Raw genomic sequence first — 15,759 nt, 5'->3', positions numbered from 1 at the left:
ATTACGCTTTTTCTGCCGTCACACGCAAGATTTCTTCTATTGAGGTCTGCCCTCGCAAGGCTTTCACGAGCCCGTCAATTTGCATTGTAAGCATGCCATCAAGTAACGCTTGTTCCTGAAGCTTGTCGCTTGTCGAATTAGTAACAATCATCTGTTGAATTTCATCGGTATTCCTAAGTACTTCATAAATGCCTATTCGGCCGTGATATCCAGTATGGTTGCACGTATCACAACCATCTTCGTGCGCCCGCCACAATCGTACGATTTCGCTGGTGGACATGGAAAGGGTAGCGGGGTCGACAGCATTTGATTTGCTCGGGTTCGTTGCGCCGATACCTGCATCTAGTGCGGATTGTTCAAGCTCACGTAAACGCTTCATAGTGTCGCCGGTCTTCAACTGAAATATCTTGTAGAGTTTTGTGAGATGCGCGTCATCCGGGGTGTATGATTCACGGCAATCAATACAGAGTCTTCTTACCAGGCGCTGGCCAATAACTATTCGGACAGTGCTGGCAATGAGAAACGGCTCAATCTTCATATCGAGCAGGCGGGGGAGGCAAGTGGCTGCGTTATTAGTGTGGAGGGTGCTGAATACAAGGTGGCCAGTTAGGGCGGCTTGGACAGCTAAGTCAGCTGTTTCGCCGTCACGAATCTCGCCTACCATAATGATGTTTGGATCTTGGCGGAGCAGGGCTCGGAGGCCACTAGTAAAGGTCATGCCAGCGAGTGGGTTCACCTGTGTCTGATTGGCTCCAAATATTCGGTATTCCACAGGGTCTTCGACCGTGCTGATGTTTACCCCAGGGCTGTTAAGCATACTTAGGATACAAAAAAGACTGGTAGACTTGCCAGATCCGGTCGGCCCGGTGACCAGTACCATGCCGTGTGGCTGTACAATAGCCTGTTGCACAGCTTCAAGCGCGCTGCCCCAGTAGCCAAGGTCTTCTAGTGTGGCGGGCTTGCTTGATTCGTCGAGGATACGCATAACAACCTTTTCCCCGTCAACTATAGGCAGGGTAGAGACACGAAGTGCGTAGACATGATTACTTACGACTATTTTGAATCGCCCGTCTTGAGGGGCACGGTGTTCGTCAATCTTGAGGTTGGCTAGGATTTTTATGCGCGACACCAGGGCGCCGAGTACCTTACGGGGTAGTTTATTGACCTCCCTCAAAATACCATCAACTCGGTACCGTACCACCACAAAGTTTTCACGCGGTTCAATGTGTATATCACTGGCGCTGTTTTTTACACCGTAGTCGATGATGAGGTTAACCGTCTGGGCAATGGGGGAATCTTCTGCCACATCAGCTTTGTCGACAATCTCATCGCCGTCGTCCTTTTCCTGAATTGCGATAACTCGTTCAATCTCCGTGCCCACGTTGCTGGCGTCGCCGCTGTAGACATCGAGCGCGTTTTGCACAGTCGTCGTCGTTGCGATGTGGATACGGACTGGTTTTCCAAGTTGTTTCTGGAGAAAGCTAATGGCTGGGACGTCATCGGGATCCTCCATGGCCACAAATACGACACCATCTTCATCGGTCTGAAATGCCACTGCACGGTGCTGCCGAGCGACGCGTTCGGGAATGAGTTCTAGCACCTCTTTTGGCAAATCACGAGCCACGAATTCAACAAAAGGAACATCAATCTCGGCGGCATACAGCTGCGTCAGTTCCTTCTCGCTCAGCGTGTTGCTCGAAACAACCACATCTTGCAATGGCTTCTTCTCGCTCTTTTCTTGTTTGCGAAGAGACTCAAGCTGTTCGTCGCTGAACTTTCCAGTCGACGCCAGTAGCTTCTCCACCAAACTATCTGATACACGCATTGCGTATAAGTATACCAAAAACCACAACCGCAAACCATTCTTTGGGAGGACAGTCCTCCCAAGCTATATGGATATGATATAGTAACACTATGCCAAGGAGAAATACCACTAGGGTGGACGCTTCTGAAAACTATTATCACGTATATGCGCGCGGTAATAGTCGACACCGCATATACCTCGACGAGCAAGATTATCTAACTTTTCTTAACCTTTTTGCCCGTTATTTATCTCCCGAAGAAGCGAAAGACCCGTATGGTATTTCGTACCCAAATTTCTACAATAAAGTCGATTTGTTAGCGTATTGCCTTATGCCAAATCACTTTCATCTGCTTGTGTATCAAAGGCATGCAAAAATGCTTACAAGTCTCATGCAGAGCATCATGACAAGTTATAGCCGTTACTTTAATAAGAAGTACGGCCGAAGTGGTTCCCTGTTTGAGTCGAGGTTTCGAGCCACTATGATTTCGGACGATACGTATCTCATGCATATTACAAGGTATATTCACCTAAATCCTCGCCAATGGCGAGACTACGCATACTCAAGTTTGCCGTATTATTTGCAACGAGCCCAAGAGACATGGCTACGCCAGGAACGCATACTTGAGCTTTTCCCCGGCTCGCAAGAATATCTCGATTTCATGGCGGACTATGAAGAAAACAAGAAGATGATAGACATTCTTAAGAAGGAGCTTGCGAACGGTTGGTGAGTAGAAACCACTTAGGGAGGACTGTCCTCCTGTAATGGAAATGAGTTTGCTTTTGGAATGCGGGGGGTGTAGGCTCTGTCGTACAACATTATTTATTTCAGGTTGCCGGCGAGGTGACTGTAGACAGGAAGGACGACGGAATGGCAAAAGCAGCAAGCGACAAGGTCGACAATACAAAAGAGGCAAAACAACAGGGAGAGGGTAAGGCAAAGGCACTTGGGCTTGCTCTAGAGACCATTGAGAAGCAGTTCGGCAAAGGCTCGATTATGAAGCTGGGCGAAAATCATGGTGTTGAAGTAGAGTGTACGCCAAGTGGCAGTCTTTCGCTCGACTTGGCACTGGGCGGCGGTATACCAAAAGGTCGCATAGTTGAGGTCTACGGTCCTGAATCAAGCGGTAAGACTACGCTAACACTTCATGCTATAGCCGAGGTCCAAAAACGTGGTGGCACAGCGGCCTTCATTGACGCTGAGCACGCGCTTGACCCATCTTACGCGAAACGCATTGGTGTAGATATTGAAAATCTTCTTCTCAGCCAGCCAGATAACGGCGAGCAAGCACTTGAGATCACCGAGACACTCGTTCGTTCCAACGCTGTCGATCTGATTGTCGTTGATTCGGTTGCGGCGCTAGTACCACGCGCTGAAATTGAAGGCGACATGGGTGATAGCCATATGGGTCTCCAGGCTCGTTTGATGAGTCAGGCGCTCCGCAAACTTACAGGCGTCATTAGTCGCAGCAAGACAACAGTCATCTTTATTAACCAAATTCGCATGAAGATTGGCGTGATGTTCGGTAACCCAGAAACGACTACCGGAGGCAATGCACTCAAATTTTATGCCAGTGTGCGCATGGACATCCGCCGCATATCCCAAATAAAAACAGGCGATAGCGTCATCGGCAACCGTGCCCGCGTGAAAGTTGTTAAAAATAAAATCGCCCCGCCGTTCCGCGAAGCCGAATTTGACATTATGTACAACCAGGGTATTTCGGTTGCAGGCGACATCCTTGACCTTGCTACTACACACAACATTGTTGAAAAAGCCGGCGCGTGGTTTGCCTACAACGGCGAAAAAATCGGCCAAGGCCGCGAAGCCGCCAAGACATACTTGCAGGAAAACCCCAAAGTTCAAGCCGAAATAGCTACAAAAGTCCGCGAAGCTGCCACTAAAGAGTAGTCCATGGCGAATGTTTTTTATGTACGTCACGGTCAGAGCGAAGCAAATGGCGCACGCGTTTTCGCCGGTGGAGGAAGTGATTCCTCATTAACAGAAAATGGTATAAATCAAGCAGTTACGGTCGCGGCTAAGCTTACAATAAAGATTGAGCTTAGCTGGTTAGGTGAGAAATAGTGACGAGAAAAGCAGTAATTTTGCATGGCACTGAGGGTTATACTGAGGGGAATTGGTTCCGGTGGCTTGAAACTCAGCTCAAGCGCAAAGCTTACGATGTCTGGCTACCACAGTTACCAAACTCCGAACATCCGAGCCTGAGAAAGTGGCTTGATTTTGTTCATGAAAACGCGCCATTTCCGCTAGCAGAAGACACGGTACTCATCGGTCACTCGTCGGGGGCAAGCCTTGCGCTTCTGATTGCTCAGGAAAACCCAACCAAGTTAAAATCAGTCGTATGCGTATCTGTTTTCACAAACGAATGCGGTAAAAGCGTTGCAACTGACTGGGAAGCCAATGCTAAACTATTCGACGTGCCATATAATTGGCCGAAAATTACGGAAAAAGTTGAAAATCAGATTGTTATTGTGCACTCCGACGACGACCCATATGTACCGCTGAAACAGGCCGAGTATATTGCCGGTAAACTTGGTGCCGCACTCACCGTCATTCCTGGTCAAGGACATTTTAACCTAGAGAAGAGCCACGAGTATAGCATTTTTCCGTTACTTATAGATCTATTGGATAAAGGAGTGCCGCGTGAGTGAGCATGACATTGACATTGTCGATGACAATGACGTTGTTATCGGGCGGGCATCAAAGAGCGAAGCGCAACAAGAGGGATTACGCCACCGGATTGTCCGGGTTGTATTGGAAGACCCGTCTGGCATGATACTGATACAAAAACGTCAAGCTAACAAGGAACTTTACCCAGGATGTTGGGACAATTCTGCTTCCGGCCACGTTGTTTGCGGGGAAGACTACCAAGTGGCGGCCGAGCGGGAGCTGTACGAAGAACTAGGCGTTGTGGCGAAACTAGAGCAAGTACAATACTACCCGTCGTACCGCGAGGCAGGTTGGTACAAGCTGAATCGTTTCAACACACTGTACAGATCAGTTATACTGGCCGAAACAACTCTGAAATTGCAGGTTGATGAGGTCGCCGATGTCAGGTGGATAAGCGCGTTGGAGCTGCGTGATCTTGTGGAAAATCATACAACCGAAGTCGCCGATGGGTTGATTGAAGTTTACGAAATTATGTACAAGCCATGATAGTAACAGCCATCAAAGCTCAGGTGAAACGCGAAGGGAGATACTCCATCTTTGTCGACGGAAAGTATGCGTTTAGTTTGAGCTCTGAAGCGCTGCTGAGCGCAGGGTATGTGACAGGACAAGAACTATCCCAGACCGAGTTGATAGAGGCAAAACGACAATCCCAGGTGGATAAAGCCTATGTTCTCACGCTCGCATACGTGGCGCGGCGTATGCGCAGTGAGGGAGAACTGCGTGACTATTTCCGTCGGAAAGGCTATGACGACGAGTTTGGGAGGACTGTGCTCCCAAAGTTGAAGCGGCTGGGTTTAGTGGACGACGCCGAATTTGCGCGTCGCTGGGTTGAAAACCGCCGTCTCCTAAAAGCGACAAGCACCAAAAAGCTTCGTCTTGAGTTGAGCCAAAAGAAAGTTAGCAGCGACATTGTTAAACAAGTATTAGATGATGACGAAACTGACGAACGTCAAATTCTCCGCAGCTTGGTTGAGAAAAAGCGTAAGATTAGTCGCTATCAAGATGACCAAAAACTCATGATGTACCTCGCCCGCCAGGGTTTCAACTACCAAGATATAAAGTCGGCATTGCAGGGCATCGACTAAGCAGCAGCGCCAGCTGGTACAGCGGCAGAGTCGAGGAGGTCATTCACGATGATTTTTTTATCAGTAATTTCGTTTATTTGCGAGCGGTCGATGGCCAAATTGCCCCGAGTTAGACCTTTTAAAATTCCCCGAGAAACATATATTTTTTGAATGTACATTGTCTCAACCTCGGTTGAAAAATCGGTCACTTTACCGAGTCGCTGCTTGCTAAGTGTTACCACCTGTTTGCCTATTAGTTCAAACCCAATATCCATAATTTTTTTGAGACGCACTAGCTCGTGTGCTTCCACGAGGACGTCATGATCGTTGATTACAACTCCTTGGGGTATGACATCGCGGACATCTTGATACAAAAGCACCAACTCTTTGCGGCTAAATTTGTCCTGGCAATAAAAGCCCTCTATTTTCAGGTTATTTGGGTTATAAATTGCCGTAGTTATACGGGCAACTGGTTGCCCTGTACGCAGGCTCATGACGGGTTGACCTATAAGGCTTTCGCTCAGTTTCAGCATGCTCTCTATTATACTGCTCGACACAAGTAAGCATAATAGTTTAGTAATTCCGCAATCGTAAGAAACAGTAGACGATTGAATTGTAACGATTCGTAGAAGGGATAGAACTAATGTTGTAAATAAGAAACATTTTTGCGCCGAAGAGTTTTCGTGTATTGTATGCCAGCCAGACAAGTTTGAGCATGAGCAATACCAGCGGGCAGGCAACGCTGCTCGACGGCGCGGGCACTGTTGTTGCACAGTCTGACCCATATGACACTGCGCCGGATGGCCAGGCTTGGGCGCTCGCGAACGGGACGTGGTACTGGGCTACCAAACCAACTCCGGCGGCAACCAATGTTATCGCCCAGCCGATAAAACTTCCGGCAACGGCTTTAAAGGTAACAAAAGCTGCGGCAGCAAGAACCACCAAGGTAAAAGCGGCGTCGACTAAGACGGTAAAATCATCGACCGCCAAGCCAAAAGTAGCAGCTACCACACCAGTCAAACAAGCGAGTTTTGTCCTTCGCCCAACCACCGTTCACCCAGGTGTCCTTGCTCTAGTGGGGGCTTGCGCGGTAGGATATGGAGCATATGTCTACCGAAAAGACCTGGCAAACGCAGTCCGCAAGCTCCGCCGACACTGAGGCGCTTGGCGAACGTATGGGCGCAGTGCTCAAGGGGGGCGAAGTGATCGAGCTCGTTAGTGACCTCGGTGGCGGGAAGACTACTTTTACGCGCGGTCTGGTGCGAGGGGCAGGCAGCAGCGACCATGTATCGAGCCCAACGTTTACCATTAGCCGCGAGTATACAGCACCGAAATTTACCATAGTTCATTTTGACTTTTACCGTCTAACGGAACCGGGCATTATTGCAGATGAGCTTCGTGAGTTTATGGGTGACTCAAATTTTGTTGTAGTAGTCGAGTGGGGTGATATAGTTCAGGCAGTGTTACCACCTAATCACATTGTAATTAACATTCATCATAGTCCTCATGAGGGCCGTAATATTACGTGCCAATACCCGTCAGCTCTCAAGTACATCTTTGCAGGAGATACCCAGTGACTATACTAACGTTGCGTACCGATAAGCCTGAGGCGGAGATAGGGCTATATGACGGTGAAACACAGCTAGGCTACGAGTCATGGCAAGCGCACCGTGAGTTAGCTGAAACAATCCATACAAAAATCAAACAGTTGCTGGAGGGCTATGACAAAAGCTGGCATGACATACAGGGTTTGGTTGTTTTTGAGGGACCGGGTAGTTTTACGGGGCTACGGATTGGGTTAACTACCGCGAATGCCCTTGCGCAATCGCTAAATATTCCCATCATTGCCTCTCAAAATCCCAAGTGGATAGAAACAGGGGTAAAAAAACTCATCCGGGGTGAAAATGACCGCATTGCCCTACCTTTCTACGGTGCGCCAGTCCACATCACCCCGCAGAAAAAGTGACAGAGCAAGTCTGCGTGGATTGTTAGGCAAACATTGACGCTGTCTTGGAGAAGCGCGTATTATAGTAAGCAGGCATTCTGGAGTTTCTTAGAACTGCCAACTTATTGTTAATTTATGTTGAAATTTGGTGGGTTAATACTGCGTAGCTAGAGAAGTGAAAGCGATTGCTACCGATTTACCCAGCAGAACGAAAGGGAAAGTATGGATCCAATTACTATTTTGCTCGTGGTAGCAGGGCTTGGCCTTGGCTATTCAGGCAGCACATATGTCAGCAAAAAAAAATCAGCTGCGGCTGATGACAAGGCCTCAAGGGAACTGTCAAAAGCAAAAAAAGAAGCGGATAAGCTTATCGATGAAGCCCGGGAAGACGCTCGTAAGGTAGCCGACGAAGCGCGTAAAGAAGAACAAACTCGTCGAAATGAACTGAAAGAACTTGAACTCCGACTTGTACAACGTGAAACCACTCTCGATAAAAAGCTCGACGAGCTCGATAAGCGGAATGAGAAACTTCGTACGGGTGAAGATGAAGTAGAAGCGCTTAAAAATGAAATTCGGGACATCCGCCTAAAGCAGCAAGAAAAGCTTGAGAAAATCGCCAAGCTTACCAAGGCAGATGCGGCTGAAAAGCTCATGCAAATGACTGAGAAAGACATAAAGAATGACTTGCTCGGACTTGTTGCAAAACTCCAAAATGAAGCTCGAGATAATGCTGAAGATGCCGCTGGGCTGATTATAGTTACCGCCATGGAGCGTATGGCCAGTGAAGTGACAGCAGAGCGAACCCTTACGAGCGTGAAACTAGAAGACGAGGAAATGAAAGGCCGGATTATCGGCAAGGAAGGGCGCAATATTCAAGCGCTCCAAAAGGCAACCGGCGTCGATATTATGGTCGACGATACACCAGGTTATATTGTGCTGAGCTGTTTTGACCCAGTTCGTCGTGAAGTTGCCCGACAAGCGCTCGAACTTTTGCTTAAGGATGGCCGCGTTCACCCAGGTCGCATAGAAGAAGTCGTCGAAAAAGCTCAAAAGAATGTCGAAAAAGATGTGCTACGTGCGGGCGAAGATGCTGCTCGTGAAGTTGGTGTACTTGGCGTTCCTAAAGAACTGCTGCATATGTTAGGTGAATTAAGATTCCGCACTAGCTATGGGCAAAATGTCTTAAAACACTCAACTGAAATGGCTCACATGGCTGGTATGCTTGCCGAAGAACTCGGCGCAAACGTGGCAATAACCAAATACGCAACGTTATTCCACGACCTAGGCAAAGCGCTGACTCATAAAATGGAAGGCAAGCACCACCATATTAGCGGTGAAATGTTGCGCAAATATGGTGCCCCAGAAGCGGTCGCGCTCGCTGCCGAGCAGCACCACGACGACATGGAAGCAACCAGCCTAGAAGCTGTGATTGTGCGTGTCTGTGACGCTGTTTCTGCCGCCCGCCCTGGCGCTCGAAACATCTCATCCGAAAACTTCGCTGAGCGTATGAAAGAGCTTGAAAACATAGCAAACGGCTTTAATGGTATTGAGAAGTCTTACGCTATTAGTGCTGGTCGCGAAGTCCGTGTTTTTGTAAAACCACAGCAGATCGATGACCTCACGGCCATTCGCCTTGCCCGCGACATTGCCACAAAGATAGAAAGTAGTATGAACTACCCCGGTACTATCAAGGTAAATGTCATTCGCGAAACCCGCGCTATCGAATTTGCGAAGTAGTCGTAGCTGCACTAGCGCAACGGGCGACCTGGCTGGAAGTATCTTCTTCAAAACGAGGCTCGGTGATTCAGCCCTTGTAAATCTCGACGATTCATAGCGAAAACGCTGCTATACTGAGGGTATAACAGAAACACTATGAGATACAGACGACACTATCTTGCTCTTGTCCTATTGCTCGTCGTGATGATTGGCGCGGTTTCTACACGCTGGGTTTTTGCTGAAGATTATAACGTCAACGCGGTGGTGCCCTACCCGGCACCTTCACAGGCAGCGACTATCGCATCACCCACTGGCGGTATGACGTTTCAAAATGCCCTGCAAACAGTAAGTGGTACATGTGAATCCATCGCACCACCAGGAGTAGTCTCTGTCTGGCGTGACGGACAAATACTAGGTTCAACAAGCTGCACATCCGGATTATACAGTCTGCAGATTGCACTAAGTCCTGGCCAGAATACTCTCATCGCGCGAACGGCAAACGTCAATGGTGTGTTTGGGCCAGACAGTGCTGCTAGGGTCGTTACGTTCACCCAAGCCGTTGTGGTGGAGCCGCTCCCTCCCTCTGTCAATCAACCGAGTTCAAATGAGCAGCAAACAGGGGCATCAAACGCTGGGAGCGAAAGTGGCCTAACAGTGACTACCCAGGATCCTTTCAGCTTCGTTACCTCCTCGAATACTGAGGCGACGATACGTGTTGTGATTGGCGGAGGCGAGAGCCCCTACGTGCTAGCTCTCAACTGGGGGGATGGCACGACAGAGTCACACAGTATCAACCTAGCGGGCATGTATGAGTTTACACATACATATCGAACAGCCAAGGCCTATCCGGTCCATCTGCGTGTCAGAGATGCGAGGGGTGGCTACACAGAATATATTTACGCCGTTGTCAGCAACACGGGTAATGCACCGGATCAATCAAAAGGTGGTAGTGTTCGCACGTTTCCTCAATCAAATACGGATTGGGCGGGCTGGTATTATGCAGCCTACTTTATATTTTTTAACTTTATCTTCATTGTAACGTACAGGTTTGGGTATCAACGTGCGAAACATCGCTACGAGACAGGACTGGAGCAGTCCACAATCAAATCGGTTAAAAAAGGCACAAAACGCAAATGAAAAAATGGCTCATTGGGATTGCGGCAGCCATTGTGCTTGGTATTGGCACCGGGGGTTTTATCTGGTGGAATCAATCCGCGGTAACCACGGTGGTCACAACTGATCAAGAGGAAAGCAGGGCGGTTCTTGGCAGTCAGGAGAAGCTTTTCACTTGGAAAACCGAACATTTCATTACTCGAGCACCGAGTAGCCTGAGAGTTGTCAGTAGCAACGAGGTAGCGCAGGGTATGACCACGGGCCAATATCTGCTGGGGTCTACTTTGCTCAGACGGGATGATCAACTGGGGGTGACGGTAGGGACGCTCGGGACAATGCAGTTGGAAGAGCTCTCGGCGATAAAACTGCGTAGATTACAGTCGGACGTATATGCGGTCTCGACCCGTCCATTCGCACCAGCGAGTGCGCTAGTTTTTACGAAAGCAGATACATATGAAACGGCTGTGTACTGGGCTCAAGGCTCAAATTACGCAGCAGTGGTCGTGAGTGGCTCATCGGTACACAAAGCCGACCTAGAGAGTACTCTGGAAGCCGTCGTGACCAACTGGCAGTGGAAATAGAACGTCACTAAATTCAGCACACAGATCAATAGGCATAACCAGACCTGAGCTCGCCGTAAGCACCGAGTTCTAAAGCGGGGCGCCTCTTAAAACATCGCTCTCGCTCGCCTAACGCCTGGGGGCTTCACGCATTTCGCATCTGCGCTATACTAGGATGTATGCATAAGCTTTGGGGACTTACACTGCCAGTACTGTTATTTGCGGCGGCGCCGAGCAGTACGAACTACACTCTCAAAACGTACAATGTTGGTACGGGTGGTGGCACGTCGACCAGTACCAATTATGGCCTCCAGGCTGGCACAGGAGCACCATCTGCAACGGCTCAGTCTTCGACGACGTACGGCGCGCAGAGTGACGGGCGAGGCGTCGTGAACGCCAATGTGCCACCCGCACCGACATTTACAAATCCTTCTAGCTACTATGACAGACTTAAGCTTGTGCTTGCCACCGGCGGTAATCCGAGTGATACGAAGTATCTTATTGCGGTAAGCAGTGATAATTTCGTGACGACACTTTATGTACAAACCGACAACAGCATCGGGGCTAGTCAAGCCATCGTTAATTATCAGACGTACACAGCTTGGGGTGGAGCAAGTGGCTTTTCGGTTGTTGGGCTTACCCCCTCGACGACCTATAAAGTCAAAGTGAAGGCACTAGAGGGCAAGTCCACTGGCAGTGCTTTTGGCCCAGTCGCAACAGCGTCAACAGTTGCACCGAGTGTGACCTTCAGCCTCGCCACGACGCTTACAGGCACGCCTCCATTTACGGTCGGATTTACAAGCCTGGCCGCTGGAGCCGTGACCAATGGTAGCGCAGACGGAATCATCAGCATGACTACCAATGCCAATAACGGCGGGACGGTGTACCTACGTGATACACATACAGGGCTTTATAGTACGCTTGCTAACACCACGCTCGCATCTGCGACTGCGGATTTGTCTGTTGCGAGCAGCGGCTACGGAGGCCAGATAACGTCTACAAGCCAATCTGGCGGAGGTCCTTTCACGGCTCAATCGCCATTCAACGGAACATCGAATAATGTCGGTGCGGTCACAACATCGTTGCAGCCGTTGCTGGCAACAGCAGGCCCTATCACAGGGGGAAGCGGTACGCTACGGCTCATGGCAAAGGCGGCAGCCCTAACACCGAGTGCTCCAGATTACGGCGACAGCATAACGCTGGTCGCTGCGATGAGTTTCTAGCGCTTCAGATAAGCTCTTAAGACTATTGTGACAGTGCGCACAAAGTGCTTGCGCTTATGCCGTGTATCGTGCATAATTCTTCTATATGTTACAAGTAAAAATAAAGGAAGAAATTAGTATGCAAAAGAATAAATCAGTTCGGCTGGCAGCATTTACACTGGCAGGGTTATATATAGCTGCCGTTGTCACTTCTGTGATGCTTGCACTCGGTAGCACTGCCTCGGCAGCCAGCCTCAGCCAGGTGCTCGTACGCTTCGACCGCATGAAAGCTTCGACTTTCACAAGCGGCACCGTCTGTGCCAAGGCCGCAAATGCCGGTCAGACATCTGTCACAGTCACATTTCCAACGGCATATACAGTCAGTGGTACCACCGGTGACTGGGCTACCAGCACGGCCAACCTTGCGTGGCCAGCCACAGCATCGGCTTGGCCGTCTATTGGTGCAAGTGCCTCTGGCGTTGTCGGCAAAGCAGTCACTTGGTCCAGTGGTGCGCTGGTGTCCGGTACATTGTATTGCTTCAACTGGACGAACAGTACTACTGCGCTTGAGACGAGTGTAGCTGGCACCTACTCGGGCACGGTTGAGACCAATGTCGACACAGCCATTTCCTTTGCTACTGCAGCCATCGCAGATGATCAGATTGTGGTGAGTGCTACCGTCGCTCCTTCATTCACTTTTGCACTCAGTGGCAACAGTGATAACCTTGGTGCGCTTTCAACCGGTAGCGTGTCTGTCAGTCCGACACCACGTACCGCTACAGTCAATACCAATGCAAAGAACGGTTGGTATGTATGGGCAAAAGATGCCAGCACGGGCTTGAACTCGACGACAGCTTCAGCGACTATTGCTTCTACGACACCTGGTTCTAACAGTACCTTGTCAGCTGGCACTGAAGGCTACAACACGGGCGTGACTCAATCACAGGTCGGTGGAACCGGCACAGTTACTGTCGCCGCACCATTTGTCGGTGGTAGCGCTGGTAAGGGTGGTGGTCTCGATACGACTCTCCGCACGCTTGCTTCGTCAACCGGAACGGCTCAAACTGCCGTGCTGACTCTGACGAACAACGCAGCTATCAGCAGCTTGACGCTTCCAGCAACAGATTACACTGACACCATCACGGTAGTTGGTGCAGGTTTGTTCTAAAGAGCTCTAGATTTTGTCTGTTTACGGCCGTGAGGGTAGACCTCGCGGCCGTTTTTTTCTGGCTAGCAGCGAGGACTATTTCTCGTGTACAATAGAGGGTAATGAAGAGGGTATCTAAAGTTTTGCGTCATGTCGCTGTCGGCTTCGTCGTAGCCTGCGCTTTCGTACCAATGCATTTTGCGACGGCTCATGCTGCGGAACAAGGTTTTTCGCTGCAAGTGAGCCCTTCGCCTCTGGTGACGACAGTACGACCTGGTACTAATACTGTTCTTGAACTGCAAATTCGTAATACCAATACGACGACACAGGCGCTCAAAATGGGTCTGAGGCCATTTACGGTCAATGAAACAACCGAGCAAGTCAGCCTTGGTGATAATCCGTCACAGGCAATACAGCAGCTTGTACGATTCGAAGAGCCGACATTTACGCTTCAGGCCGGTCAGATATTCACCCAGCGTATTCATATCAACACAACGTCTGACGCCGCGTTTACCTATAATTTTGCAGTAACTATCGCACAACAGAACCCACCCAAGGCTGCCAAAGGTACGTCGGCTATTGCAGGTTCGGTCGCAGTTTTCACGCTCGTTAATGTCGATCGGCCTGGCGCAGTCCGGCAATTCAGCCTCAAAAGTGTATCACTCAGCAAGCGTACCTATGAGTATCTTCCTGCTAGCGTTTCTATCAAGCTGAAAAATACTGGCAACACCGATGTGCAACCGACCGGTACCGTCTTTATCCAGAGGCACTCCAGCGATACCGTTCCACTCGCCACGTTGGCGCTAAACAAAGACGGTGGTTTCATCATCCCAGGGACGACGCGGACATTTGTGGCTGAGTGGGACGATGGATTCCCACACTACGAAACCGTTACAGAACCGGATGGTACAAAAAAGCAAAAGCTCGTCTGGAAGGGGGGTATTAGCAAGCTCCGTATGGGTCGGTATGTCGCCAAGGTTGTGGCTGTCTACAACGACGGTCAGCGCGATACGCCTGTCATGGCCGAACTAAGCTTCTGGGTCATACCATGGCGGATGCTACTATGCCTGTTGCTTATTATCATCGTGCTCATCATCGGGGTTATCGTTATACTTCGTTCGTTCGGTCGAGCCGTGGGTGCGACGTCGCGCAAAGTTCGTCGTAGCAAAAAAGCCTCACATCAAGATGATACGAAGCCGTAATCTTTCTGTAATAGCGTACAGTTTGCTCTTTGTGGCCGGAGCAATCTTTCTGCTGTGCCCATCGAGGGCAGGTGCTCAGGCTGGTTCCGTCAAAACAGGCTTAACCGTCTCGCCAGCGCAGATAAGTCTGACGGTCAATCGCCAGAAGCCCGGTACCGAAGCAAGTGTGACTATCACTAACAATTATGCTTCCACTGTTCGGCTTGCAGCCGAGCTTCGATCCATTGACGAGTCCAGCGCACGACTTGTGCCGACCAGTCCGCTGACTGGCAGCTTCGCTAAGGCGTTATCGATTTCCAATACAGACCTGACGATTCCGGCTCATGGACAGGTACAATTACAACTTGTTGTGAACGGCACGCAGCCGCTTGCACCTGGCGGGCACTATGCCAATCTAGTAATTACGGAACAGGGGGCTGCCCGTGCTGCACTTGCCTTTCGGCCAGCTGTCGCAGTGAGTGTCTTCGTGGTCAATGCTGAAGGTCTACGTACGAATCTTGAGCTGCAGAAACTACAGGCAAAGCATAGCCCTTTCGGATTGCCCCGTAGCGTCGATTTGACGTTTCGAAATAGCGGAAATGCCCATGTTGTCCCAAGAGCAAGCGTAAGTTTTTACAGCACGAACGGCCAACAGCTTTTCGCTCGCGCCGTGGTCAACACTGAATCGCGTTTGCTGTTCCCTAGGCAAAAAGCAACCTATTCTGCCCCAGTGCAAGCAGTGTTACATACCTGGTTTCCCAAGCATATCCGCATGCAGACGATGTACAGGATAGACGGTAGTGACGTTGAGCTTATTAAGCAGCAAACATTCTGGTATGTACCGTTTGTCGACGTACTTTTCCTTGGGGTTATCGTACTGCTCGTGTGGTGGCAACGGGCGCACCTAAAACATATACCATATCGCAAAATGGTAGTGCGCCTAGCCAAGGCTTTACGATGGCCGTTCAAACGCGGAAAGCGTGTTTATTTTCGTTTTTTCAAGCGAACATCTGATGGCACTGCACGCCCCCGTAAATTGGGCGGCGCCGCACTCTACGCACACCATGAAGCCACAAAGGCGAGAGCAAGAAAAAGCGCAGCTAAAATGATTGTTAAGCACATAGCCGAAAAAGGAACTGCACATGCTCCACGCAGCATTCCAGTAAAAGTTACCAAGGATTTGAAACCGGTCAAAAAGACATCGTCCAAGGCGAGTACCAAGCCAACTTCTCAGAAGAAAACAGCAGCTCCGCGTAAGGGAGCGAGCACGAAGAAAACCGTAAAAAGAACCACCGCTCGGAAAACACCACGCAAAGCATAAACACTACAGAGAAAAAAGCT

18 protein-coding genes are annotated in these 15,759 nt (G+C 49.8%); 16 read left to right on the top strand and 2 right to left on the bottom strand.

Annotated features, from left to right (window positions below; translation table 11 throughout):
- Position 1 precedes the first annotated feature (1 nt).
- Positions 2-1,825 carry a type II/IV secretion system protein gene (locus tag IPL85_01225; GenBank protein ID QQS20062.1) on the bottom strand — a complete coding sequence of 608 codons (1,824 nt, stop codon included), beginning with the start codon at positions 1,823-1,825 and terminating at the stop codon, positions 2-4.
- Positions 1,826-1,914: 89 nt separating this feature from the next.
- On the opposite strand from IPL85_01225, the gene IPL85_01220 reads away from it, so the two are divergent.
- From IPL85_01220 to IPL85_01195, 6 genes are all read left to right on the top strand, one after another.
- The gene (locus IPL85_01220; GenBank protein QQS20061.1) at positions 1,915-2,532 is read left to right on the top strand and encodes a transposase; all 618 of its coding nucleotides are present in this window, start codon (positions 1,915-1,917) and stop codon (positions 2,530-2,532) included.
- Positions 2,533-2,672: 140 nt separating this feature from the next.
- Complete coding sequence (gene recA / locus IPL85_01215; GenBank protein QQS20060.1) at positions 2,673-3,710, top strand: recombinase RecA; 1,038 nt, start codon at positions 2,673-2,675, stop codon at positions 3,708-3,710.
- Between the two features lie 3 nt (positions 3,711-3,713).
- Positions 3,714-3,884, top strand: a complete 171-nt coding sequence (locus IPL85_01210; GenBank protein QQS20059.1) for a histidine phosphatase family protein — start codon at positions 3,714-3,716, stop codon at positions 3,882-3,884.
- Positions 3,884-4,471 (top strand): alpha/beta hydrolase, encoded by a 588-nt coding sequence (locus tag IPL85_01205; GenBank protein QQS20058.1) that lies wholly within the window; start codon positions 3,884-3,886, stop codon positions 4,469-4,471. The genes IPL85_01210 and IPL85_01205 overlap by 1 nt, the downstream gene beginning before the upstream one ends.
- On the top strand, positions 4,464-4,976 hold the full coding sequence (locus tag IPL85_01200) for an NUDIX domain-containing protein (protein ID QQS20057.1): 513 nt from the start codon (positions 4,464-4,466) through the stop codon (positions 4,974-4,976). The genes IPL85_01205 and IPL85_01200 overlap by 8 nt, the downstream gene beginning before the upstream one ends.
- On the top strand, positions 4,973-5,575 hold the full coding sequence (locus IPL85_01195) for a RecX family transcriptional regulator (protein QQS20056.1): 603 nt from the start codon (positions 4,973-4,975) through the stop codon (positions 5,573-5,575). The genes IPL85_01200 and IPL85_01195 overlap by 4 nt, the downstream gene beginning before the upstream one ends.
- On the opposite strand, the gene IPL85_01190 is transcribed toward IPL85_01195, so the two are convergent.
- Positions 5,572-6,087 (bottom strand): PRC-barrel domain-containing protein, encoded by a 516-nt coding sequence (locus IPL85_01190; GenBank protein QQS20055.1) that lies wholly within the window; start codon positions 6,085-6,087, stop codon positions 5,572-5,574. The two genes, IPL85_01195 and IPL85_01190, sit on opposite strands and share 4 nt — an antisense overlap.
- Before the next feature lie 182 nt (positions 6,088-6,269).
- On the opposite strand from IPL85_01190, the gene IPL85_01185 reads away from it, so the two are divergent.
- The 10 genes from IPL85_01185 (at position 6,270) to IPL85_01140 (ending at position 15,739) form a co-directional block, all read left to right on the top strand.
- A complete protein-coding gene (locus IPL85_01185; GenBank protein ID QQS20054.1) occupies positions 6,270-6,713 on the top strand; it encodes a hypothetical protein in 444 nt (147 codons plus the stop codon).
- Positions 6,661-7,131: a tRNA (adenosine(37)-N6)-threonylcarbamoyltransferase complex ATPase subunit type 1 TsaE gene (gene tsaE / locus IPL85_01180; GenBank protein QQS20053.1), complete on the top strand. Its 471-nt coding sequence runs from the start codon at positions 6,661-6,663 to the stop codon at positions 7,129-7,131. The genes IPL85_01185 and tsaE overlap by 53 nt, the downstream gene beginning before the upstream one ends.
- Positions 7,132-7,133: 2 nt before the next feature.
- On the top strand, positions 7,134-7,520 hold the full coding sequence (gene tsaB / locus IPL85_01175) for a tRNA (adenosine(37)-N6)-threonylcarbamoyltransferase complex dimerization subunit type 1 TsaB (protein ID QQS20418.1): 387 nt from the start codon (positions 7,134-7,136) through the stop codon (positions 7,518-7,520).
- A gap of 201 nt (positions 7,521-7,721) precedes the next feature.
- Positions 7,722-9,236, top strand: coding sequence for a ribonuclease Y (rny, locus tag IPL85_01170; GenBank protein QQS20052.1), 1,515 nt, complete (start codon positions 7,722-7,724; stop codon positions 9,234-9,236).
- Between the two features lie 135 nt (positions 9,237-9,371).
- Complete coding sequence (locus IPL85_01165) at positions 9,372-10,352, top strand: hypothetical protein (GenBank protein QQS20051.1); 981 nt, start codon at positions 9,372-9,374, stop codon at positions 10,350-10,352.
- Positions 10,349-10,909 (top strand): hypothetical protein, encoded by a 561-nt coding sequence (locus tag IPL85_01160; protein ID QQS20050.1) that lies wholly within the window; start codon positions 10,349-10,351, stop codon positions 10,907-10,909. The genes IPL85_01165 and IPL85_01160 overlap by 4 nt, the downstream gene beginning before the upstream one ends.
- 158 nt (positions 10,910-11,067) lie before the next feature.
- Positions 11,068-12,111, top strand: a complete 1,044-nt coding sequence (locus tag IPL85_01155; GenBank protein ID QQS20049.1) for a hypothetical protein — start codon at positions 11,068-11,070, stop codon at positions 12,109-12,111.
- Between the two features lie 85 nt (positions 12,112-12,196).
- Positions 12,197-13,258, top strand: coding sequence for a hypothetical protein (locus IPL85_01150; GenBank protein ID QQS20048.1), 1,062 nt, complete (start codon positions 12,197-12,199; stop codon positions 13,256-13,258).
- A gap of 101 nt (positions 13,259-13,359) precedes the next feature.
- Entirely contained in the window at positions 13,360-14,439 is a 1,080-nt protein-coding gene (locus tag IPL85_01145; GenBank protein ID QQS20047.1) for a hypothetical protein, read from the top strand.
- Positions 14,440-14,470: 31 nt separating this feature from the next.
- The gene (locus IPL85_01140) at positions 14,471-15,739 is read left to right on the top strand and encodes a hypothetical protein (protein QQS20046.1); all 1,269 of its coding nucleotides are present in this window, start codon (positions 14,471-14,473) and stop codon (positions 15,737-15,739) included.
- Positions 15,740-15,759: the final 20 nt, after the last annotated feature.

The organism is Candidatus Saccharibacteria bacterium, assembly GCA_016699955.1.
GTDB lineage: Bacteria > Patescibacteriota > Saccharimonadia > Saccharimonadales > UBA4665 > JAGXIT01.
The sequence above is the reverse complement of the archived record's forward strand: the minus strand, read 5'-3'. Positions and strand labels throughout refer to the sequence as shown.